We start from the raw sequence: 23,426 nt of genomic DNA, 5'->3' as shown, positions 1-23,426 counted from the left end.
TGAGGTGTTGGGAGGGAATGGGTCGTACGGTGATCCTTCCGATCGCCACGCGATGAGACGCTCGGGCCGGTGCGGCCAAGACCGACGCTGGCCGGCCGCCCGCCATCTTTGCGTGACCGGTTTATCTTTCCGTGTCGTTACAGCTTATCGTCCGGCCCGGGTGACGGAATTCAGTCGGGACCTGCCTTTCAGTACCCGATGAGGGTTAACCCCCACAAGCGCGGCCGAGCGCCGGCGCGCCGCTCGGCCGATGCCCCATGCCACCCTACTTGGGCACTGCAGACGTTCGCGGAACGGCGAGAGCGGGCTGTCGATTGAATCAGCCGTTTGGCGCGAGCCTACGGGCCCTGGTGTGTTTTCTTCGTGCTACAGGCCCGTACGCTCGCGCGAAACGGCTGATCCCATCTGTGATCGGATTAAATCGACAGGCCGCGAGTCGTCCGGCTGTAGCGTGAAAGACCGGAGGGCTCGCGCCCTACCGCTCACAAGAAACACTCCGTTTGGTGTCAACGTCGGTGGCATTGGGCTGACGCATCCGGCCGGGATTGTGGGTTATCCCTCGTGCGTTCTTGCCCAAGCCGGCCCAATAATCTCACCGCCAGACGCCGGATATTCGACATAACCAATACCTACGATCGCTGTTGGTCTCCGTGTCCCCTGACCCGCCGCGATCGCTCCATGGATAGGAAGGTCGAATGATCAACGGACTCTACAGCGGCGCCGCCGCGATGCAGACATTGGCGAAGCAACAGGAGCTGATCAGCAGCAACCTGATGCACGTCAATTCGAGCGGACACCGACGCGTTCAACCGGCAATCAAACAGCGATTCGAAGAGACTTCACCGAATACCACCTTGGATCTGGGCCCCGAAGTCGAAGCGTTGACGTCGGATTTCACACCGGGACGAATCGCCCCGACGGATCGACCGCTGGACATCTCGATCGCCGGCGACGGTTTTTTCGTTTACGAGAACGGTGGCCAACCCTACCTGACTCGCAACGGCAGACTGTTCCGCGACCCCGTGAGCAATACGCTGGTCAATGAAGAGGGGGTTCCGATCCGCGGTGAAAACGGACCGATCACCATCGACCGCGATGTCTCGGACCGCGAGATCACGATTTCCTCCGACGGCACGGTTTCGGCCGGCGACCGGGAAGTCGGCCGGATTCAAGCGGTCGCTTACGAAAACAACGGAACGCTGATTCCCGTCGGTGCCCTCGGGTTTACTCCGGGCCCCGATTCGATCGAAAGCGATGCCCCGGTCAAGATCACGCAATTCGGCCACGAGCTTTCCAATGTCCAGCCGGTTTCGGAACTGATCGCGCTGATCGTCAACACGCGACAACACGAGGCGGTCGAGAAAGCCACGCGAACACTCTCGGACTCGCTCAAAGAATACATCCGATCATAACCCGCTTGAGAACCGCATAGGTATTCCATGTTAAAAGCATTCTATTCCAGCGCCACCGGCATGCGCGCCCAGGAGTTGATGATCGACAACACGGCCAACAATTTGGCCAACGTCAATACAACCGGCTTCAAAAAGAAGCACATCAATTTCGCCGACTTGCTGTACGACACCAAGACGCCGCCCGGTGCCGCCTCGGCCAACGGCGAGATCAAGCCGATCGGGCTGCAGATCGGCAGCGGGGTGCGGGCCGTCGGCACCACCAGCCTGTTCGCCCAGGGAACACCCACCGAAACGGGAATCGATACCCACATGGCGATCGAAGGCGACGGATTTTTCAAAGTCACCCAAGGCAACACGATCGCCTACACCCGCGACGGCAACTTTACGCTCAATGACCAAGGCCAGATGGTCACCGGCGACGGCTTCCTGTTGGATCCGCAAATCACGATTCCCCAGCAAGCGACCAACCTGTCGATCTCCTCGACCGGGGTCGTCAGTTTCCAGATCGACGGGGTCTCGACCGTCGGCCCCACCATTCAACTCGCCCGGTTCACCAACCCCGCCGGACTGCAGAACCTGGGCAGCAATCTGTTCATGGAAACCGCGGCCTCGGGCCCAGAGATTCTTGGACAACCCGGACAACAGGGCAACGGCCAGATCCGACAGCGATTCATCGAAGGATCCAACGTCGAGGTCGTTTCGGAACTGGTCTCGCTGATCACCGCCCAACGGGCCTACGAGATCAACTCGCGGGCGATCCGCGCCGGCGATGAAATGCTCTCCTCCGCCAGTGACCTCGTTCGGTAACGATGATGAAATCGGTTCGATACGCAATGCTGCTGATCAGTTTTCTGATCTTCACCCCGCCGGACGCCTCGTCGGCCGGCGACGTTGTCGTTGCGCTGCACCAAACGTCTTCGCCAGTCGCCGACACGACCGTTCGCATCGGCGACATTGCCAACGTCCTCCATGCGACACCGTCACAGCGACGCGAGATCGAGCAGCTCGACTTGGAATCGCTGCGTGACCAGGACGATTGCTCGATCACGCGAAAGCAAGTCGAGATGCGTCTGTTGTTGGCCGGGTACGAGCGTGATTCGTTCAACATCATCGGACCGTCCACGGTGTCGGCCCGACGCTCCTCGCCGGCAAAGCTGCGCAGCAAGTTGGAACAGTTGCTCGAATCAGAACTCGGCGAACAGTTCGCCGTCGCCCCCGAACGGGTCGCCATTCGACTGACACAAACGCCGCAGTTGGTCACGTTGGAACAGAAGCTCGCCGCCGGCGAGTTTGCCGTGGAGCTGATCCCACGCAATGAGTTTCCGATCGGCCGCACCAGGCTGGCCGTCGCCATCATCGATTCGGCCGGGAACCAATACGCGCATTCCTTTGACGCCCAGGTCAGCCTTTCCATGACCGTTGCGATCGCCAGCCAGCCGATCGCTCAGGGCACCGTGCTGAAACCCGACATGTTTCGTCTGGTCGAACGCTCGATCACTCAAAGTGCCGACTATGCCAATCCCGACAACGCCGTCGGACGGACCGCAAGCCGCTACATCGCCAGCAACTCGATTCTGTTGACCAATCATTTCCACAGCACTCGGTCGGGTTCGTCCCAAACGGTCAAGCGAAACGACTTGGTCGACGTCGTGATCAGCGTCGGTCGGGGCGAGATCCGTCTGAAGAACGCCCGAGCGATGGAAGCAGGACAGATCGGAGAAACGATCGAGGTTCTGAACCCACAAACCAACCGGCGTTTCAACGCTTCCATCATCGGCCCCAACCTGGCAACCGTTTCTTCGACCCCACGGAGGCGATAACGATGCACCATGAATCTCCCCCGCTGCGCCAAGTGATCCCGACGTCGGTCGTAGCGTTGATCAAACCGGCGCTCGTCCTGCTGGCGATCGCTGTCACCACACAACCGTCGCTGGGGCAGAGCCTGTTCGAGCGACGCAGCCAGAATCAGATCGACCAGTACCGTGACTACGCCGCCCGCAACCGCGGCGACACGTTGTCCATTCTGATCGCCGAAAGCACGGACGTCGAAAACCGCGATGAGCGGTCGATGGACAAGACGGGCAACTCGTCATCCACGCAAGGATTTGACTACGGTCTCGGCGGTACGATCGGTACCGGCAGCGGCAGCGCGGAATTGGGCACTAACACGGCAAATCAACGCGCGTTCACCGGCGATGCCGAATTCCGCAGCGAACGACAGATTACCGACCGATTCAGTGTCATGGTGGTCGATGTCTTGCCCAACGGAAATCTGGTCGTCGAGGGAACGCGAAAGATCTCGGTCCAGGGCGACGCTCGGGATCTGAAGCTGACCGGAATCGTGCGTCAGTACGACATTTTGCCCGGCAACACCGTTCCGTCCTACTTGGTGGCCGACCTGCGTTTGACGCTCGATGCCGAGGGTGCCGAACAGGCCTACACCAGCCAAGGCTGGCTCAGCCGCCGATTCAATCGTCTTTGGCCTTTTTAATTCTCGCGGTCGCAACCCGATTCATGCAGATTCTTTCAAAGTATTCACGACTCGCGTTTTCCACACTCTGCCTGGCCGTCCTGTTGATCGGCAACGGCGGCATGGTCGTGCGTGCCCAGACACTTCAGGATCCGCTGCCGCCACCGCCCGCAACGACGCCCGGTCCGGGGTCGACCCTCACACCGCTGGCTCCGTTGCGTCAAGATCCCAGTGTTCGGATCAAGGACATTGCGTTTGTCGAAGGTGACCGCGTCAACCATGTCTCCGGTGAGGGTTTGGTGTTTGGGTTGAGCGGAACGGGGGGCAAGTCGCAACAGACGCGGCAAATGCTCACCAACTATTACCTGCGTCGCGGGGTACGTGTGGGACAAGTCGACACCAAAAACATTTCGGCCGTGATGGTGTCGGGAAAGATCCCCGCGTATGCACGACCCGGCGAGACGATTCTGGTGACGGTTTCGGTTGCCGACGACGCATCGAGCCTGCGTGGCGGCACGCTCAATCAAACGGCGTTGCGGGGCATCGATGACGAGATCTACGCGATCGCCCAGGGCGCGATCATCGGCGGCGGCATCTCGGCCGAAGGTGCCGGAGCCAACGTGCAGAAGAACCACCCGACGGTCGGGGTTTGCGAAGCCATCGTGGAACGTGCGGTTCCCTGCGGAACGATCGTCAACAACGGAAGCCTGCGTCTGGTGTTGCGAAACAAGTCCTATTCCACGGCGACCGCGATCGGCAATGCACTCAATCGAATCTTCCCCGGCCGCGCCCGTGCCCTCGACTCGGGAACCGTTCAAGTTTTCATTCCATCGACCTTTGCCAACAGCGTCACCGAATTTATTTCGACGATCGGCAACTTGCGTGTCGAACCGGACACGCCGGCCCGCGTGGTGATCAACCAGAAAACCGGATCGATCGTGCTGGGCCACAACGTCAAGATCGCGCCGGTGCTGTTCGCCAGCGAAAACATCGTCATCGCCACGACCGAAACGCCGATCGCATCCCAGCCCAACCCGCTTGCCGGAGGCGACACCGTCGTCCTGCCGCGAACCGGAATCGATTTATTCGAATCCGGCGGACGCTACAACGTGTTGCCCGGCGGAATGACGGTCGGCGACCTGGCGACGGCCTTGAATTCCTTGGCCGTTTCACCCACCACCTTGATCAGCATCATGACGACGTTGCGCAATCAAGGCGCCCTGAAGGCCGAGTTGGTCATCGAATAATTCGCAGGAGACAGATGCAATGGAATCCATCGGAAACAACATCAGCGTGGGATTGCCGGGTCAGATCGCGGCGGCCGCCAAGGGCGGCGATCCGTCCCTGGAGCAAATGAAAGAACTGGGCACCGAGTTTGAAAGTGTCTTTCTGTCGATGCTGATGAAAGAAATGAGAAACTCACTCGAAGACGGCCTCTTCGGCGGCGACGGAAGCGACTCCTTCGGCGGCATGTTTGACCTGTTCATCGGCCAGCACCTCGCCCAGTCCAATGCGATCGGCGTCAGCGATCTGTTGGTCGAACAGTACGCCAAAACACAAGCCGACGGCGGGCAAGAGCAATCATCCGGCGTCTCGTTCTCCGCCTAACACAACCTTTCGCATCACCCTGCGTCGCCACGGCCCTTCGACCGTGGCTCGAACACCCCTCTGGACATCCCTCACATTCGGTGACTCAACGATGAATCAACAAACGGAACAACTGGGCGTCCTCGTCGAGCGGCAGTTGCAATTGGAATCGGGCGTTGCCGACGCGCTCGACGCACTCAACGACGAAATGGCCAATCTGCTGGACAATGCGGGGATCTACGGCCCCAAACAATCGGACCTGCAACAGCTCTCCCCGCTGCTGGAGAAGCTGCAACACTGTCAAGCTGACAGCCGCAAATCACGCCAAATCCTCAGCCGCTATGTGGGCGCAAAAGCGACCGAGCAGCCCGACGCATCTCAGCCGCCCAGTGAAGCCGACGACAGTCTGACGTCGATCAAGACGATTCTCGCCACTCTGCCGGCCGCTGAATCCGAGCGGCTCGATGCCAACCGTCGCCGCCTTCACGATCGGCTCGTTGCCGCCCAGCAACGGCTGACCGCCAATCAGGTGGTCATCTTTTATTCCACCGAGTTTCATCGTCGTTATCTGCTCGGTGTGTTGCAGTGTGATGTCGATGAAGCCAGCTACCAAGCCGATGGCTTGGCGTTCAAGCTCCCCACAGAAAAAATCATCGGAAGGAACTGCTAACGATGCCCAATTTTTCAATCGGCCTGTCCGCCCTGCGAACCAGCCAATTCGCTTTGGAGGTGGTCTCCAACAATATTTCCAACGCCAACACCGATGGGTACCACCGACGACGGCTTTCCATGGAATCGACTCCGCCGAATTACACCGGCGGCTTTCGTGTCGGCAACGGCGTCACGATCTCTGGGATCACTCGCATCCGCGACCAGGTCACCGAATCGTCCTTGACCAGCGTCATCTCCGATTCCAACGACGTCGAACAGTTGTTGAACATCGAGCGAAAGATCGAGTCGGCACTGCTGACCGGTGACAATTCGGTCGGACGACAGCTCGATCGGTTCTTCGCCGAGTTCACGAATTTGTCGGCGTCCCCGAATGAGCCCGCTCAACGATCGGCCCTGCTGGAAACCGGCAAACAGTTGTCCGGCGGTCTCCGCGATGCGGCCCAACAGTTGACCGAACTGAAGAACAACGTTCGGCTGCAGATCGAAAACGAAATCGAATTGCTCAACGGCGACCTGCAAGAATTGAGTGACGTCAGTTTCGAGATCTTCAAGTTCTCCGCTCAGGATATCGAGCGGAACAACGAATTGGACCAGCGTGACGCCGTGCTCAACCGGATTGCGGAAGTCGTCGGCATTTCTCGCAACGAACAACCCGGCGGCCAGTTGCACCTGACCATCGGAAACCACAGCATTGAACAGGGCAGCCACCCCAGTTCTCTGTCCGTCGTCGAAGCGGGAGGACAACTGGAGGTCTACTTGGACGATTCCGATCGGCCCTTGTCGGTTGAAACCGGCCGGCTCTCGGCACTGGTGGAAGCCTACAACGAGATCATCCCCCTGTTCGAAGGAAAGCTGGACCAAATCGCGGGTCAACTGATTCAGAGCGTCAACACCGTTCATTCGACCGGGATCGGCAGCGCGGGATCGTTCACCAACCTGGTCGGCAATGTCAACGTCGCGGACACGGATGTGCCATTGTCCGAAGCATTCCCTGACGGTGACTTGACCGCCGGCGAACTCACCCTTTCTGTGATCGACGCGAACGGCGATCGGCAAACGCACGTCATTTCCATTGATCCCGACCTGGACACGCTCGAGGACGTGGCGTCACAATTGACCGGAATCTTGGGCATCACCGCATCGATCCGGGCGGTCAGCAACCAGTTTCAAATCACCACGGGAGCGGACCTGGAATTCAATTTCGCCGGCGGCGTGGAAACCAATCCCGACCTGTCGCTGTTTTCCGGCACCAGCGTCGCGACCGTCTCCGGCACCTACACCGCAGGGACCAACGAAACGTTGACGGTCCAGATCGAGGGCACCGGACAAGTTGGTAGCGCCGCGGCACTGTTCGCTAATGTTTATTCGTCCAGCGGTGCGCTGTTGACGCGTGTGAACGTCGGCGACGGATACGAAGCGGGTTCGGCCATCGAACTCGATGATGGTGTCGAAGTCTCCTTCAGCGCCGGCACGATGAACGACGGCGATGAATTCACGACGCGTTTGACGGGCGAACCGGATCAGACGGGAATTCTGGCCGCACTGGGCATCAACGCCTTCTTCAGCGGAACCGATGCCCATTCGATCCGAGTCGACGCGACCGTCGCCACCAATCCCGACCGAATCGCGACGGGCCGATCCGGCGAATCCGCCGACACCAGCAATCTCACCCGCTTCATCGCCATTGATGATGCCGCGTCGATGCCTGGTGGTCGCACCCTCGGACAGTTCGCCAGTGAGATGGGGACCGAGATCGGTTTCGAGATCAATTCCAACACCGCGTTGAGCACCAGTTTGACCACGTTCCAACTGCGGCTGGAAACCGAGAGAGACGCAAAATCAGGCGTCGATCTGAACGAAGAATTGGTCTATTTGCAGGAATATCAAAAGTCGTATGAGGCGGCCGTCCGAATCATTCAAGCGACCGACGAAATGCTCACCGAACTGTTCAGAATCATAGGCTAATCCGATGGATGCTCGAGTCACCTCGCGAACGTTTACGCGCAACGCGATCCATTTCACCTCGTTGCACAGCTCGCGATTGCTGACTGCCCAACGGCAGATCACATCGGGGCTGCAGTTCGAACTGCCGTCGGAAGAACCGGTCGCCTATCGACAAGTTCGATCGCTGGAAACCCGCTATGTCGAATTGCAAGCCGACAAGAGCGTCATCGGCCGAGCGACCTCGACGCTCAACGCCAGTGTCGCCCAATTTCAAGACGTCAGCGAATTGATCACGCTTTCCAAGAACCTGGTGCAACAGGGGATTCAAGCACTGGATTCCGACGAACGCAATGCGCTGGCCACCGAAATCGACGCGCTGCTGGCCCAAGCGAAACAAATCGGGTTGGCGAAGTTCAACGAGAACTATTTGTACGGGGGCACCCGATCCAATCAGCCTCCGTTTTCGTTCGGCGAACCGCTGCGTGAAAATGGCGTCTTGGAAGTCAGCTACCAAGGTTCTCGGCAACGCAGTCAAACCCACATCGGTGATTCGATCTCGATCGACACCTACTACGACGGGTCCAAGATTTTCGGAGGCTCCGGGCGGGAAGCGACCGTGCTGTCTGGCACCACCGGAGCGAAACATGGCGGCGGGACCGACACGCTGATCGGTCGGGCCACGTTACGAGTCCGGCACGACAGCACCAGTTATGCGGGCGGCTCCGGCGTGCTCGCCGGAACCAACTCCGCGGCAGGCGATACCATCCTCGGCCCGGCCGGCGCGCATCAACTGACGATCGTCGATACATCCGGCGACGGTTCGGCCGGAACCATCTCCCTCAACGGAGCCGAACCGGTTCCGTTTTCCAATGCCGACACGAACTTGCGTGTGCCGGGCTTTTTCGGCCAAGAGGTCTACTTGGACACGACCAGCATCGCAGCCGGTTTCAACGGGACGGTCGATATCACATCGACGGGAACATTGAGCGTCGACGACGGGGCATCGACCCTTCCGATCGACTTCAGTTCCGGCCAACTCGTTTCCGATGTCGATAGCGGGCGATTCGTCACCATCGACTCGAGTAACATCCGTTCGACGGGCGACGATTCGTTAGAGTTCCCCGGTACGTCCAACCTGTTCCAAGTCCTTCACGCCACCGCCGCGGACCTTCGCAACAGCCGGGAGCTGAGTTCGGCCGAGTACGGAAAAGCACTCAACCGGCGTCTGAATGAACTGGACCAGGCGGCCAGCAGGGTGTTCAGCGTGATGGGCGAACAGTCGACTTCGTTGCAAACGATGCAGACGATGGAGTTCCGCGTCGATGATTTGATGCTTTCGGTCGAATCGAATATCGGCGAACTCCAAGCCACCGACTTTCCCGATGCGGTGCTGCGTCTGGAGAACTCACAGACGCTGTTGCAATACACCTATGCCGTCACCGCAAACCTGAATTCGTTGGGGCTGTTGGAATTCTTGCGATAGCGATCTCCGTTCAGGATGCCGCCGGCTTGCGAAAACGCAACAGATAGTTTTCCTCGAATGCAGGCACCTGGACTTCGTCGACAAATTCGAATCCGCCCTTTTCGATCTCGCTGCGAAACACTTCCTTGCCGGCGCGGACATGACCGAGGATGAATTCTCGCGACTTTCCCGGAATCCGATCGAAGTCGATGACGATCAAGGACCCGCCCGGCTTGATCGCCTTGTAAATCGACTCGACCGTCAGGTGCGGATACTCGAAGTGATGGTAGGTGTCGCAGATGAACGCGACATCGATCGAGTGGGGTGGCAGGTTGACGGAGCGGTCCGAGCAGAGCACACCGGTTAGATTGTGCACGTTGTCTTCGCGCGCCTTTGTATTGATGTGTTCCAGGAATCGAGGCGAGATGTCGACGGAGAAGACCCAGCCATTCTTTCCCACGGCGTCGGCGAACAGCCGGCTGTAGAAACCGGTACCGGCACCGACGTCGGCGACGCTTTGACCGGGTTTGATGCCGCAAGCTTCCAGCACATCCTGACGTCCCGCGTAGACCTCTCGGCTTTCGACTTCGAATCGCCCCATCCATTCACTGACGTCTAATTCGGGGTCGACAAACTGGTCGTTGATCCCGGGTTTGACACTCTGTTCGACCACCCCGGTCGCGTCTTGGGCAAACACCGGGGTGAGTCCGAGCAACCAAACCGGCACCAACGCGAACGCCAGCCTGAGCGACACCGCAGCCCGGGCGAAGCGGAACGACGTTCTAACCGGGGGCTTTTCGGCCGCACGTTTCAATTGTTTGCAAACACTCATCTGAGGGGAGCCTTGGTAGGAAAGGGGCAGACCGAACGAGCCTCAGGACGACGAGGACAAACCCGCACCTGAGGGGAAACAGCCATCTGTGAAAGTCCAATATTTCGAGAAGCTAAAATAGCATCCGCAGTTTCATTTTGCACCCTGTTGTTTGAGGCTTACAGTTTTGGGATGGACCAGACTCCTTCATGAGCATCCTCCATCGCCTTGATGCACGGCGGCAATCGAACACGCGGCCAGCTGATCCTCCCCCGTCTTTGGCCCACCCAATCATTCGACCAAGACCGCTGCATGATCAATTCGCATTCTCCTCTCCTACCCGACCGCCCCCCCTTTGACAGCGTGGAACCCGCAGTGTCCTTGGCAAAGACGTCGAATCCACCGCACCCCTCCGCGGCGGATTCAGACACGGTCCTCAGTGTGCTTGTCGTCGAGGACGATGATCTGGATTTCTTGCGCGTCTCGAAGAACTTGCGTCATGGTCGGAAGCGAATCTCGCTCTCGCATGCGACATCGCTGGGAGCTGCCCTGCAAGAATTGGATCTGCGAAACTTTGACGTCATCGTGACCGATCTCAGCCTGCCCGACTCAAGTGGCTTGGAAACGGTCAAGCGATTGAAAGCGAAGTGTGATGATGTCCCGATTCTGGTCCTGACCGGGCTAGAAGATGAAACGGTCGAGCGGGCAATCCTTCATGCCGGCGCACAAGACTTTCTCCCCAAGGGGCTCGCCAACAGCAGCTGGACACGCAAAGCGATCGAACATGCCGTCCAGCGTCAACAGGCCATCAACGAGATGAGCCGGGTCACCGAGGAATTGCAAGCCAGCCACCGATTGCTGCGCGAGCAAGCGGAATTGAGGGAGCAAGACAACCAGAAATTGGAACGATTGCACCAGACGGCGCACGAGTTTTTGGCCAAAGCCTCGCACGACATCCGCAATCCGTTGACCGTCATCAAAGAACACGTCTCGATCGTCCGCGAGGGATTGGCCGGCCGAATCAATCTGGAACAGGCCGCGATGCTGGAAAAGGCATTGATTCGAGCCGACGACGTGAACAACAAATTGGATGACCTGCTCGATTCAAGCAAACTTGATTCGGGACTGCTCGACATCTGTCGCCGACCCTGCCAAGTTCAGGAAATCATTGAGTCGGTTCGTGAAACGATTGAGCAACGAGCCGCGATGCGGAATGTGAAACTGGAAATCCAATCGCTAATCGAAACCCCGATCGCGTACTGCGACGGCCAAAAGGTCTGTCGCGTCCTGGTCTGTCTGGCCGTCAACGCCATCAATGCCTGCAGCGATTCGGGGAACGTGCGGATTTGGGTTCGTTACGATGAACCCGATCAACACATTCGAATCGGGGTCAACGACGATGGGACCGGCATCCAGCCCCGACAGCGTGATCAACTCGCCGCCCGCTTCGCCAGACCCGGGCTGACAACTGATCCCGATGACAAACTGTTGGGCCTGGGCTTGTCGATCGCCGCCCGTTTCTGCCGACTGAATCTCGGCCAGCTGCACGTCGAGTCCGAACCCGGTTTGGGATCGATCTTCTGGTTCAGTCTGCCGGTCGTAGGCAGCGACCAGATCTTTCCGCGTTGGCTGCAATTGCAATCCGCACCGATGCAGTACGTCCAGCTTCTCTCGTTCCACCTGAACGAACAATGCACGCCGGCCGAAAAACGGGATAGCGAACTCTTGTTGACGTTCCTGACGGAAAACCACGAACTGCTCATCCAAGCCTCCGATGCACAGTGGTGGCTGGCGACCAGTTCGATTTTCCCCAACGTCGACGCACGCTTGAAGAAGGCAACCGATGACATTGCACGGTTGACCGAAGTACGTGCCGCCAACCCGGCCTTTGACATCGGCATCCAAACCCGCGGCATCTGGAGCTTGCAGAGTCCCATCGAGGAAATCGATGCGGCTTATCAACAGATCGTGCGAGACGATCCATCGCGGGCAACGCGGTAGGCGGTGCGTCTAGCGTTAGACGTCATTCATGGCTCAAGACTTGTTCCCAGGCTCCGCCTGGGAACACACTGTCTCGGAGGCTCTGCCTCCCCGGGCCGCCGGCGGAGCCGGCGCTGAATTTCTGCCGAATCGATTCTGCGATGGACCATCGATGAGCATGGAGCGGTTGGGCATCAAAAACGCAATTGATATCAGCCGATTCGCGCAAGCGTTCGGGCCTCGTCAACAACGGAGGGCCCGTAGGCTGGCGCCAAACGGCTGATCCCACGAAGCCCCTAAGGGAATGGAAACCGCCAAACTTCTGCGAAGCAATGCACGTTTCAACGGAGAGATTTTGCGCAGCCCAGGCGGAGCCCTACGCCGTGAACGACTTGTTAGCGGCAGGGCGCGAGCCCTCCGGTTTTTGGGCAAAGATGCGGAACCGGAGGGCTCGCGCCCTGCCGCTAACACCTCAACAACCACAGGGGAAAATGCTTCACAGCGTTGCCTACCGGGGTGATGCATGACAGACAGTGCCGGACGGCTCCCTACTCGGCCGAACCCACCATGGCTTCGGGGACGATGCCTGTGCGGAGGTCGAGGTCGGTGTATTGAACCAATGCCCGCTTCAATTGGTCCCAGGAAACCGGTTTGGTCAGAAACTCGCTCGCCCCGCCGGCCAGCATGCGACGCTTCAGCGACGCGTCACGCATCCCGGTCACCACGATGACCGGCACCGAGTCGGTGGCCGTCGATTCCTTCAAGCGACGCAGGATGTACTCGCCATTTCCGTCCGGCATTTGATAGTCCAACAAAATCGCTTCGGGGCGGCTTTGAAACGCGCTGCGATAGCCGTCCATGCCCCGGTAGGCCCGCACCAGTTGGACGCCGACGCTGAGCAGTCGTTTTTGTAGGCCGATCGAAAAGTCGGGGTCATCGTCGATCGCCAGCACCCAGGGCGTGCCACCGGCGGCCGCTTCGTCGTCGATTGCGGACGGCTGTGAATCGTCGTCCAGCCATCCCCAATCTTCCAGCATCGACAAAAGTGATTGATTGTCCTCGGCCCCGGGTGTCTGCCGGGCATCGGAAAAATCAACCAACGGTGTCGCGCGGTGCTCGATCTCTTCGTCGAGTAGCGATTTCAGGAGTGGTTCCAGTCGTGTCCAGATCTGTTGGTCCTTCTTGACCAGTTGTGCCCCCATTTCGTGACAACGCTGCTGGATCTTTTCATTCGGATCACCGGTCATCACGATCACCGAGGTTTGGCTCAAGCGTTCGTCCGTGGCCATCATCTCGGAAACGCTGACGCCGTTTCCTCCCGGCATGCGAACATCCAACAGCGCGATTTGCGGCGCGTAAAAGTCGACGTTGGCCAGCGCGTCCATGGCGTCGTTGGATGTGATGACATCCAACCCCAGTTGTTTGCAACGGAGACTGAGTAGTTCCAGCAGGTCTTGATCGTCATCGGCGATTAGGATTTGTTTCAGACTCATTTGATTCTCCATCGGTCGGCGGGTGTGTCAAAAGTCCGAAGACCTCGGACAGAAAAAACAGGCGGTTGCTCATGGTCTCAGCCCATTCCGGCCGGCACACTGAACACGGACGTCACGGCGTCCAACAGATCGCTGCTGCGATAGGGTTTGGTCAAAAAGTAGTGGGCACCGGCATCGAGCGCCGTTTGCCGATCTTGCAGACTGGCCGACAGCATGATCACCGGCGGCGTGACGGTGTCGGGGTCGTCCTGCAGCGTCTTCAACACCGACAACCCGTCCAGATGTGGCATCTGGACATCGAGCAACACCAGATCGGGGTTCTCCGACCGGATCAGTTCCAGCCCTTCGGCACCGTCGTAGGCGACGTGCACCTGGTATCCCGCGTGCGCCAAACGCATTTGCACACCGAGAACGATCCCGCGATCATCATCAATCACTACAATCTTGGAGTCATGCGACACAGTAGTTCTCTTCACCGAGTTGTTGATCGACCATCTGAACGATGTCCTGTGGCCGCTCTGCGACATTCCAGGTCCCTTCGACTCGGACTTGAAATTCGGGTAGTGGACCACGCGGACGATTACGGTTGATCTGCAGTCGTTCTTTGTTCAATCGCATCAAGAAGTCGTCCAGCGCGATCGAGGGCACGGACACCAACAGCAACCATTGCCGGTTAGGCAGCGTGAAGATCAAATCGTTTTGTCTCAGCAGGTGAACCAGGAAACGTTCGACGTCCCGCATCACCGATTCGTTCGTGTCGTCTTCGATCGCGATCGCGATGGCGGAAACCGCGGCCTCTCCTTCGTGTCCCGCCGCCATCCGACTGATGAACCGCCGCGTGACTTCACCGGGGCAATTGATCGGCAGCGTAAAACTGAAAGAGCTGCCCTCACCTTCGGTACTTTCGACATCCATCTTGCCGAAATTCAGATCCACCAACTCCTGAGCGATGTTCAACCCCAGCCCAAACCCCTTGGTGCTGTCGCGGATCTCCGTCTTGACCTGTGCAAACCGCTGAAAGATTTCGCGTTGACGGTCCGCGGGAATGCCGACGCCGTTGTCCGAAACGGCGATGGAGATGTCGTCTTCACCGTGCCGGCGAGCGGAAATACAAACGCGGCCGGGATTGCGAGTGAACTTGATCGCGTTGATAGCCAGATTGACGATCACCCGACCGACCTTGGCGGGGTCACAAAACACGTCCGGCAAGCCCTCGTCAATTTCGACGTCCAGCTGAACCTCGCGAACGATGGCTTTGCGTCGGATCGCCGGTAGCACATGATCAATGATGTCGGCCACCTTGCACGGTGAACGCGACGCCCCCAACAACCCCGATTCCAGCTTGCTGACGTCCAGCATGTCGTCGACCATGTTGTTGAGGTCGCTGGCCCGATCGTCGATCACCCCGAGCAACTTTGCCTGCTCTTCGCTGACCGGCCCGGCGATGCCATCGGCAAGCAGCGAGGCATATTCCATGATCACCGTCAGCGGTGTGCGGAACTCATGCGAGACATTGTCGACGAACTTCTGTGCCGTCTTACAGGCCTTTTCGAGTTTCTGATTCTTGTTTTGCAATAGCAGATCACGCTGGCGCAGTGTTTCCAAGAGTTGGTCGTTGTGTCGCAACATCGCATGCCGTTGAATGGCATAACGAATCGACCGTTGCAGCAATTCCGGGCTGATGCGTCCCTTGACCAGATAGTCTTGTGCCCCTTCGGCGATCGCCGTGATCGAAAGCTCATCGTCGGCGTGCCCGGTCAGAACGATCAAAGGATTCTGGGGACAGGCCTGCACCATGGTGACGACGGAATCCAGTCCGCGGCTGTCCGGCAGCGACAAATCGGCAAGCACAACATCAAATTCGGACGCGGCGACCGCGCCGATTGCCTCCCCCAAGCAACGCACGCGCCGAACGCCGCAATTGGGAAACGCCTTGTTCAGCGATCGGGTGACCGACTCGCCATCGACGCAATCATCTTCGATCAACAGGATTCTCAACTGCGTCTTCTGTTCTGCGATCACCATGACTCTCTCTTTCGCGGTTGTGCGTTTCCGTCCCCACCCCGCTCGTGTCGCGTCCGAGCGGTTCGCGACGGCGTGGCAGTTCCCGAATGCGCGGCGGGCTATTCGGGACGTTTTGAAAGTTCGACGAAGGATTGCATTTCGCGGAGCAAGACATCGAAATGGATCGGTTTATTGAGAAAACGGTCGGCCCCCAACGCCAGCATTTCCGAATGCAGCTCGGGGTCACGCATGCCCGTCAAAACAATCACGGGGATTCCCTCGGTCGCCTGGTTGTTCCGCAATGATTCCAACACAAACCGTCCGTCACCACTGGGCATGGAGACGTCCATCAGAATCAGATCGGGGTGATCGGTGATCGCTTCCCAAAACCCTTGAGTGCCGAAGTAGGCGACCAGGACTTCCGCCTGATAGTCACTCAGACGCATTTCCAACGTGCGACAAATCTCGGGGTCATCGTCGATGCAAAGGATCCGCGGTGTCCGAGTCGCCTTGGACGGATCGCTCCACCCTCCGTCATTCCCGCTCGCCTTCCGCTTGGCCAAGCCGGCTTGCACCGCCTGTTGTAAGGGACGTTTGCGTGTTCGGGACGGCTTGCTGGTCAGGCTTGACATTTTGGTTCTCCAGGTGGGGGATTGGAGGGGCGGGAGCCAGTGGAGGGCAATCAGGACACGTCAGGTGTGCGAATCACCGATGGCACGTTTTGGGAGGGATGCCGGCAGGGGTGACCCAGACTTGCGATTGCTTCAATGAATACGTAGATCGCTTCGTGGCGGGATGCAGGTTTGTTCAGCTGAGTTGAAGGAACACCGACAATCAGCTGGTTTGCAGCGTTGCCGCGGGAGGAAATTTGACGTGATTGAGATACGAGGACAGCGTTTCCAACAGCCCCCCCAGGTTTGACTTCAAAAAAAACCCCGCAACATTCCGTTCGTACGCCCGCGTCACGTCGCGCGGGTGATCCGAGGTGGTGAGGATGAAAATGACGGTGTGGCGAAGCGTTTGGTCGGCTCTGATTTCGTCCAGAAACTGATGCCCGTTCATTCCGGGCATGTTGATGTCCAGCAACACGACCAATTGACCGCGTTGCTCCGGCGTCAAGCGATCCGAACGCAGCAACTCAAGCGCGGCGGCACCATCGGTCGCGTTGAGGATGTCGGCCTGTAAACCGCGTTTGGCCACTCCCCGGCGGATGATTTCCAGATCGACGAAGTCGTCTTCGACGACCAGGATTGTCGGCGTGCCATTGCTCATATCGATGCTCCACAGAAGACTTCAGGGGACGTTGTCGCTAACTCGCGAGGCCAGGAAAAATGAAAGGTGGTTCCGCGGCCGAGTTCTGATTCCACTTCGATCGTGCCGCCGAAGTATTCAACTTGCTTCTTGACGATCGCCAGCCCCATGCCGCTGCCTTCCACCGTGGGATTGCCGACGCGCTGATACATCTGAAAGATACGATCGAAATTGGTCGCTTCGATTCCGGGGCCATTGTCGCGGACGGAGAATCGAAACTGATGGTCGCCGTTTGCCCACGTCACCTCGACGCAGCCCTGGGCGCCCTTGTCGTTGTGCTTGATGGCGTTGCCGACCAGATTCATGAACACCTGTTCGAGCGGCGGCCGGACGGTTTCGAACACCGGCAGATCATCCGGCCACTTGACTTCAATCGATTGCGGATTGCTGACCATGTCGACGATGTTTTCAAGCACCGATCGAACTTCGACGATCTCTGAAGGCGGATTGATTCTGCCGACGCGTGAGAAATCCAACAGGTCCTCCAACAGGACCTCCAGTTTGCCGACCCTGACTTTCAGATTGTCCAGATAGACTTCGCCGTCACTGGACAGGTCGTCGCGAACATCCTCTTCGATCCATTGAGCCAGGTGTTTGATCCCGCGCAGCGGTGAACGCAAGTCGTGCGAGGCCACGTAGGCAAAGCTGTCGAGTTCTTCGTTGGTCGCCTGCAGCTGCGAGGCTTTTTCACGGAGTTCACGCCCGAGTGCCTGGGACTGCTGCAACAGTTCTCGGGTCCGCAGGTTTTGGTCACTAAAAATGCGGGCCGCCGTGGCCATTTTCCCGATCTCATCGGTCCTTTCGGTTCCCGGCACATCTGCCAACACCTCACCACTGGACAGTCGCTCGAAGGTTCTGGTCAGATCGGAAATGGGGGTGACGATCAGCAGCGCCAGTCGGGTTGCGATCAACAACGACAACCCGACGGCGGTCACGACGATGCCCAAGGAAAGTAGTCGGACGCGATACGTGGTGGACGCCAACTGCGAAGCGATGAATTCACGGCGAGCTTCGGCATGAGAACGCAGCTGTGCCGAGTAGTACGACACCTCCGACTCTTCACCGGCGATGACCACGTTGCGAAGAAAAAGATAGCTGCGCGTCGCTTGCACGGCCCGCAGGCCGACGCCTTCATAGTCCCGAATCGCCTCAATGATCTCTTCGACTTTGCCCCCGTCACCTTGAATTTCGTCCAGTTGAGACACCGCGTCGTTGATCGCTTGAATCGTCGCGGCGACCAGTTCGCCGTCGGGATTCTCGAAATACTTCAACAGAAACTTTTCCGCTCGGGAAAAGGCGGACTGGGACCGCACCAATGCCAAACGGTTCTGATCATCGACCCCGAGTCCGGACAACTGATCGGACAATCGCGAGGTGCATTCATCGATCCGTTTGGCCAATGCCGGCAACTGCTGTTCGACGAGGTCTTGCCGGATTTTTCGTTCGACGATAACGGAATCAAAATGTTTTGCGTATTCCGTCACGCGTGAGTTGATCTGTTCGAACAGCGCCACCAATTCGGGATCCGTCTGCTGCTTCGTCGCCGTTTCAATGTTGGCGCGGAGCCGCACAAAGATCTCCTTGGCGGCGTCGGATTGTGATTGGCGGCCGGAAAAGACAAAGCGGTCGGCCCGCAACCGCAGCTCTTGAACATCGCGATCCAAGCCGAGCACGACGGCGTTGACCGCTTCGATCTCGCTCATCCGGTTGGTTTCGTTCGTGATCCGTTTGGATCCGATGTAGACCGCCAGCGCATTGCCGAACACCAGCATCAAAATGATGCCGAAGCCGAGATAGATCTTTCGTTTTAGCGACAGCTGAAACATTCTCGAAAGGGTGTCGGGGTGACGTAGGCGGGCTTTAGTTCGCGGTCAGAAACTCGTTCCAAGCGCTCAACGTGGATTCATAGTTTTTCATCACGGTATTCCAGACGGCGACATTGCTAAAACGTCGTTCGTAGGAACCCCCGGTGCGGGCTTCGCCACGGCGAACGACCACGCGTCCGTCGGTGCCCTTCAAATCACAGGCGGCGGGTTTGCCCGCGTACCAATAGTCCCACTCCGGCGCGGTCATTTCGTGACGGGACCGCTGTGGATTGGAGATGTAGTAGCCCTGCCGCGCGATGAACGCACCCGGCCAACCGGACAACCACCAATTCATGTACTCGTACGCCGCGTCTATTGCGGTGGAGGAGGCGGCTGCGGAGAGACACATCACGCCGTGCCATGCTCGATAGCCTTCCTTGGGTGCCGCGTAAACGCAATCGATGTGCTCGGCGCGGAGGGCAGAGACGCCGGGCGAGAACATGCTTTCGATCACCGCTTCGCCGCCACGCATCAGTTCGACCGAGCGGGGCACGCTATTCCAAACGCCACGAAAGTGTCCCTGGCGGCGCAGCTCGACCAGGATGCGAAACAGCGCGGTGATCTCCGCTTTGGAAAGGTTGCCGATGTCGTCGAATTCGATCAGTCCCTTGGATTGGACCGCCAAGGCGATGTCAAACAGCCCGATGGTCGGCTCGTTGCACAACGCGACGCGGCCCGCCCAACGAGGATCCAACAACCAACTCCAACTTTCCGTCTTGTACGCCACGCCACGCGGGACCACCGACGCGTCATAGGCGAAGGAGTCGACATTGTGGACGTAGGGCAGAAAGCTAATCTGTTTGGTTTCCTGGGCCGCCAGGGATCCATCGCGTTGAACGTACAGCAGTTTGTTGGGGGCGTCGCCGGCGCCGATTCGACCGTGTGGTGTCAGCTTTCCCGTCTTCGTCAGACTGTTGATCTCGTCCCAATAAACCAGCCGCGAAAGGTCCAGGGGCTGGATTGACCCGGCCTGCCAGAGCACGCGGATACTGTTGGACCACTGTTCGTATAGATCGAACGACTCCGGACGCGTCGAAGCCTGATGCAGGACCGAGGCGCTGCCCCCCGGCTGGAACTGCAGCTTGATCCCCAAATCCTTTTCCGCTTGCTCGCGGATGGGCTGCTGAAGCGTCACGTGCGTGCCCAAAACCCTGAGCGTGCGTTGCTGTTTGACAAATCCGTAGGGCGCGGTGCCAAAAACGCGATCTGGCGCAGCGGCCAACGCGACCGCGGCGCTGGCGGCAGTGGCGAGTACGGTTCGTCGACTTTGCTTCATGGATTGTTCGCCTTGGATGGAGGTTGCTGAAAAACGTGTCTTGCCCCTGACGCGCCGGCCCATTCGGTCCGGGCAATTCAACCAGAATGCGGGACAACGGACGGGCTCCCGCTGCTACGACACCGCCGGGCGACGACGCATACGGCCTCCCCCCCACGCCCCGTTTCGGGGCCGTGCAGGTTTCGAAGTCACCCTCCGAGCAGCCGCGGAAGAGGGGTCACGCGGTAAAGGGGAGAGCGATTTCCTCACCTGGCGCGATGTCCCCTGATCGCGTTTTCGGCCGTCAGGGCGAACGAAAGCGAGACGTGTAGCGATTGCGGAAGCGGGGCCGATGATGCGGCTTGTGGCGTGTGGCGAAGGCAGAATCCCATCGCTTTGCCTCGCGAGGATCAACGACCTTGCCGATTAGGAAAGATGATGGTGTCTCGTCTTCGGACGAGACGACGGACCGCACGCCCCCTTTCTCCCCGTGAGGGCGGTCATTTCGCCGCTGTCCGGCCTGACAGACCTCCCGCTTGTTTCTGGACCGTTTGCACCTTATGACAAGGTGCTCGAGCGTGCCCTTGTCCCTCTGTAACTTGACTCGGTTCCCAATAGCCCCCTCGACTCTACCGATGCAAAAGACCCTTGATTCCGCTGTCTCCCCGTCTCCCGAATCTGACGATGTGCTCCTCGGCTCGCTCTCACACGAGTTGCGCCGACACCTGCTGTTCACTCTGGGACGTGACGACATCGACTCAGATCCCGGCTATTGCTTTCGCGCGGCGGCCATCACGATCCGAGATCGGATCAGCCGCGACTGGCGCCGCACCCGCGAATTGCTCGCGGCCAGCGACACGCGTCACGTCAACTATTTGTCGCTGGAATTTCTGCTCGGACGGTCACTCAACAACGCGATCCAAAACATGGACCTCGACGAGGCAATGCGCAAGGCGTTGCATCGTTTCGGTGTCGAATTGGAAGAGGTCATCGACAAGGAACACGATGCCGGGTTGGGCAACGGCGGACTCGGACGGCTCGCGGCCTGCTTTCTCGATAGCTGCGCCAATCTGCAGTTGCCGGTCTCCGGGTATGGGATTCGCTACGAATACGGGATGTTCCACCAGATGATCGAAAATGGCCGCCAAGTCGAAGCCCCCGACCACTGGCTGCGTGACGGAAACCCTTGGGAAATCGAGCGGCCCGAGGACACCAAACGGATCCGCTTGTACGGCCGAACCGAACGCTACGTCGACGAAAACGGAAAACCACACAGCCGCTGGGTGGAATCGCACGACATCGTGGCGGTCCCCTACGACATGCCCATTCCCGGTTTCCGAAACGGCACCGTCAATACACTCCGCCTCTGGAAGGCGACGGCGACCGACGCGTTTGATCTGAATGAATTCAACGCCGGCAGTTACCCCGAATCGGTCGCGCAGAAAAACAACGCCGAACAGATCTCGATGGTGCTGTACCCCAACGACGCCAGCGAGAACGGAAAAGAGCTGCGTCTAAAACAACAGTACTTCCTGGTCTCGGCCAGCCTGCAGGACGTCTTGGCCAACTGGGTCGAACGGCACGGCGAGGATTTCAGCGAGTTTGGTCAAAAGAACTGCTTCCAGCTCAATGACACGCACCCCGCCTGCGCCGTCCCCGAGCTGATGCGACTGCTGATGGATGAACATGAACTGGAATGGGACCAGGCCTGGGCGATCACGACGCAGTGCATGGCCTACACCAATCACACCCTGTTGCCCGAAGCCCTCGAGCGCTGGTCGGTCAGCCTGTTCGGACAGTTGCTGCCGCGTGTCTTGGAAATCATTTTTGAAATCAACGAGCGTTTCCTCGCCCAGGTCGCAGCAAAATTCCCGAACGAGCCCGATTTGCTCAAACGAGTTTCGCTGATCGAAGAAGGCCACACGCCGCACATTCGAATGGCCTACCTGTCGATCGTCGGAAGCTTTTCGGTCAACGGCGTCGCGCAGCTGCACACCGACTTGCTCAAGACAGGACTGTTCGCCGATTTTGATCGCATCTGGCCGAACAAAATCAACAACAAGACCAACGGCGTCACCCAACGGCGCTGGCTGTCCCACTGCAACCCGGGACTGCGTGACTTGATGAATGAGACGATCGGCACGGGTTGGGAATCCAATTTGGAAGAGATTAAGACGCTGGCTCCGCTCGCCGAAGACGCCGAATTCCGCAGCCGCTGGCGTGCAGTCAAAAACGCCAACAAAGAACGATTGTCCAAGTACGTCCAGAAAAACACCGGCGTCGACTTCGACCCCTCGATGCTGTTCGACGTTCAAGTCAAACGGATCCATGAGTACAAGCGACAGTTGATGAACGTGTTGCACGTCATCCACCTCTACGACCGCATTCTGCGAGGCGAAACCGCCGGCATGGTGCCGCGATGCGTTTTGATCGGAGGCAAGGCGGCGCCGGGGTATCACCTGGCCAAACTGATCGTCAAACTGATCAACAACGTCGCCCGCGTCGTCAACAAGGAACCCCGCGCACGCGACCTGCTGCGATTGGTGTTCTTCCCCAACTACCGCGTTTCGGCGATGGAAGTCATCTGCCCCGGCACCGAGTTGAGCGAACAGATCTCCACCGCCGGCAAAGAAGCCTCGGGAACGGGCAACATGAAGTTCATGATGAACGGGGCGCTGACGATCGGGACACTCGACGGTGCGAACATTGAGATTCGCGAAAAGGCCGGTGCCGAAAACTTCTTCCTCTTCGGACTCAATGCCGCCGAAGCCCAAGAAACGCGACAGAGCTATGACCCCAATGCGATCATCGCCGCCGATCCCGCGATCGCCCGCGTGATGGAATTGCTCGAAGGCGGTCATTTCCACGGCTCCGAACCCGGTGTCTTCGGCGAGTTGACCTCGGGCCTGAGAAACCCGCACGACCAATGGCTGACCATCGCCGATCTACGCAGCTTCATTGACGCACAAGAACGCGTGGCGGAAACCTATCAAAAGCCCGATCAATGGGACCGGATGAGTATTCTCAACGCCGCCAACAGCGGATGGTTCTCCAGCGACCGAACGATTCAGCAGTACGCCGATGAAATCTGGCACGTCGAACCGCTGACAGAATAACTGAGATTCGTTTGAACTCAGCAGGTTCGCTCCGGCGTTCAGTG

General features: G+C 58.6%; 19 protein-coding genes. 11 read left to right on the top strand and 8 right to left on the bottom strand.

Annotated elements, in window-relative coordinates:
• Nucleotides 1-695 precede the first annotated feature (695 nt).
• From NZK35_RS10980 to flgL, 9 genes are all read left to right on the top strand, one after another.
• Nucleotides 696-1,412, top strand: a complete 717-nt coding sequence (locus NZK35_RS10980; RefSeq protein WP_259632580.1) for a flagellar hook-basal body complex protein — start codon at nt 696-698, stop codon at nt 1,410-1,412.
• A gap of 27 nt (nt 1,413-1,439) precedes the next feature.
• Nucleotides 1,440-2,219 carry a flagellar basal-body rod protein FlgG gene (gene flgG / locus NZK35_RS10975; RefSeq protein WP_259632579.1) on the top strand — a complete coding sequence of 260 codons (780 nt, stop codon included), beginning with the start codon at nt 1,440-1,442 and terminating at the stop codon, nt 2,217-2,219.
• A 2-nt stretch (nt 2,220-2,221) separates the two neighbouring features.
• Nucleotides 2,222-3,232 (top strand): flagellar basal body P-ring formation chaperone FlgA, encoded by a 1,011-nt coding sequence (gene flgA / locus NZK35_RS10970; RefSeq protein WP_259632578.1) that lies wholly within the window; start codon nt 2,222-2,224, stop codon nt 3,230-3,232.
• Nucleotides 3,233-3,234: 2 nt separating this feature from the next.
• The gene (locus NZK35_RS10965) at nt 3,235-3,903 is read left to right on the top strand and encodes a flagellar basal body L-ring protein FlgH (RefSeq protein ID WP_259632577.1); all 669 of its coding nucleotides are present in this window, start codon (nt 3,235-3,237) and stop codon (nt 3,901-3,903) included.
• A gap of 23 nt (nt 3,904-3,926) precedes the next feature.
• Nucleotides 3,927-5,129 carry a flagellar basal body P-ring protein FlgI gene (gene flgI, locus NZK35_RS10960; protein WP_259632576.1) on the top strand — a complete coding sequence of 401 codons (1,203 nt, stop codon included), beginning with the start codon at nt 3,927-3,929 and terminating at the stop codon, nt 5,127-5,129.
• Between the two features lie 19 nt (nt 5,130-5,148).
• Nucleotides 5,149-5,490, top strand: coding sequence for a rod-binding protein (locus NZK35_RS10955; protein WP_259632575.1), 342 nt, complete (start codon nt 5,149-5,151; stop codon nt 5,488-5,490).
• A 91-nt stretch (nt 5,491-5,581) separates the two neighbouring features.
• Nucleotides 5,582-6,139, top strand: coding sequence for a hypothetical protein (locus NZK35_RS10950; RefSeq protein WP_259632574.1), 558 nt, complete (start codon nt 5,582-5,584; stop codon nt 6,137-6,139).
• A gap of 2 nt (nt 6,140-6,141) precedes the next feature.
• Nucleotides 6,142-8,106 carry a flagellar hook-associated protein FlgK gene (gene flgK / locus NZK35_RS10945; RefSeq protein WP_259632573.1) on the top strand — a complete coding sequence of 655 codons (1,965 nt, stop codon included), beginning with the start codon at nt 6,142-6,144 and terminating at the stop codon, nt 8,104-8,106.
• A gap of 4 nt (nt 8,107-8,110) precedes the next feature.
• Nucleotides 8,111-9,568, top strand: a complete 1,458-nt coding sequence (gene flgL, locus NZK35_RS10940) for a flagellar hook-associated protein FlgL (RefSeq protein ID WP_259632572.1) — start codon at nt 8,111-8,113, stop codon at nt 9,566-9,568.
• Between the two features lie 10 nt (nt 9,569-9,578).
• Here flgL and NZK35_RS10935 read toward each other — a convergent pair whose 3' ends face one another.
• Complete coding sequence (locus tag NZK35_RS10935; RefSeq protein WP_259632571.1) at nt 9,579-10,379, bottom strand: class I SAM-dependent methyltransferase; 801 nt, start codon at nt 10,377-10,379, stop codon at nt 9,579-9,581.
• A gap of 354 nt (nt 10,380-10,733) precedes the next feature.
• On the opposite strand from NZK35_RS10935, the gene NZK35_RS10930 reads away from it, so the two are divergent.
• Nucleotides 10,734-12,359, top strand: coding sequence for a hybrid sensor histidine kinase/response regulator (locus tag NZK35_RS10930; RefSeq protein ID WP_259632570.1), 1,626 nt, complete (start codon nt 10,734-10,736; stop codon nt 12,357-12,359).
• Between the two features lie 527 nt (nt 12,360-12,886).
• Here the strand turns inward: NZK35_RS10930 and NZK35_RS10925 are convergent.
• The 7 genes from NZK35_RS10925 to NZK35_RS10895 all read right to left on the bottom strand — a co-directional run bounded on the left by NZK35_RS10925 (nt 12,887) and on the right by NZK35_RS10895 (nt 20,287).
• Complete coding sequence (locus NZK35_RS10925) at nt 12,887-13,831, bottom strand: response regulator (protein WP_259632569.1); 945 nt, start codon at nt 13,829-13,831, stop codon at nt 12,887-12,889.
• A gap of 77 nt (nt 13,832-13,908) precedes the next feature.
• A complete protein-coding gene (locus NZK35_RS10920; protein WP_259632568.1) occupies nt 13,909-14,292 on the bottom strand; it encodes a response regulator transcription factor in 384 nt (127 codons plus the stop codon).
• Complete coding sequence (locus NZK35_RS10915; RefSeq protein WP_259632567.1) at nt 14,282-15,856, bottom strand: hybrid sensor histidine kinase/response regulator; 1,575 nt, start codon at nt 15,854-15,856, stop codon at nt 14,282-14,284. The genes NZK35_RS10920 and NZK35_RS10915 overlap by 11 nt, the downstream gene beginning before the upstream one ends.
• 98 nt (nt 15,857-15,954) lie before the next feature.
• Entirely contained in the window at nt 15,955-16,467 is a 513-nt protein-coding gene (locus tag NZK35_RS10910) for a response regulator (RefSeq protein WP_259632566.1), read from the bottom strand.
• A gap of 202 nt (nt 16,468-16,669) precedes the next feature.
• Nucleotides 16,670-17,107: a response regulator gene (locus NZK35_RS10905; RefSeq protein ID WP_259632565.1), complete on the bottom strand. Its 438-nt coding sequence runs from the start codon at nt 17,105-17,107 to the stop codon at nt 16,670-16,672.
• Entirely contained in the window at nt 17,104-18,972 is a 1,869-nt protein-coding gene (locus NZK35_RS10900) for a sensor histidine kinase (protein WP_259632564.1), read from the bottom strand. Before NZK35_RS10900 ends, NZK35_RS10905 begins: the two co-directional genes overlap by 4 nt.
• Before the next feature lie 34 nt (nt 18,973-19,006).
• The gene (locus NZK35_RS10895) at nt 19,007-20,287 is read right to left on the bottom strand and encodes an ABC transporter substrate-binding protein (protein WP_259632563.1); all 1,281 of its coding nucleotides are present in this window, start codon (nt 20,285-20,287) and stop codon (nt 19,007-19,009) included.
• A gap of 614 nt (nt 20,288-20,901) precedes the next feature.
• Here NZK35_RS10895 and NZK35_RS10890 point away from each other — a divergent pair.
• On the top strand, nt 20,902-23,382 hold the full coding sequence (locus NZK35_RS10890; RefSeq protein ID WP_259632562.1) for a glycogen/starch/alpha-glucan phosphorylase: 2,481 nt from the start codon (nt 20,902-20,904) through the stop codon (nt 23,380-23,382).
• Nucleotides 23,383-23,426 lie beyond the last annotated feature (44 nt).

The sequence above is a fragment of the Stieleria sedimenti genome, assembly GCF_025060895.1.
In the GTDB taxonomy this organism is placed as follows: Bacteria; Planctomycetota; Planctomycetia; order Pirellulales; family Pirellulaceae; genus Stieleria; species Stieleria sedimenti.
Note: the sequence above shows the minus strand (reverse complement) of the source record. Positions and strands in the feature narration are given on the sequence as shown.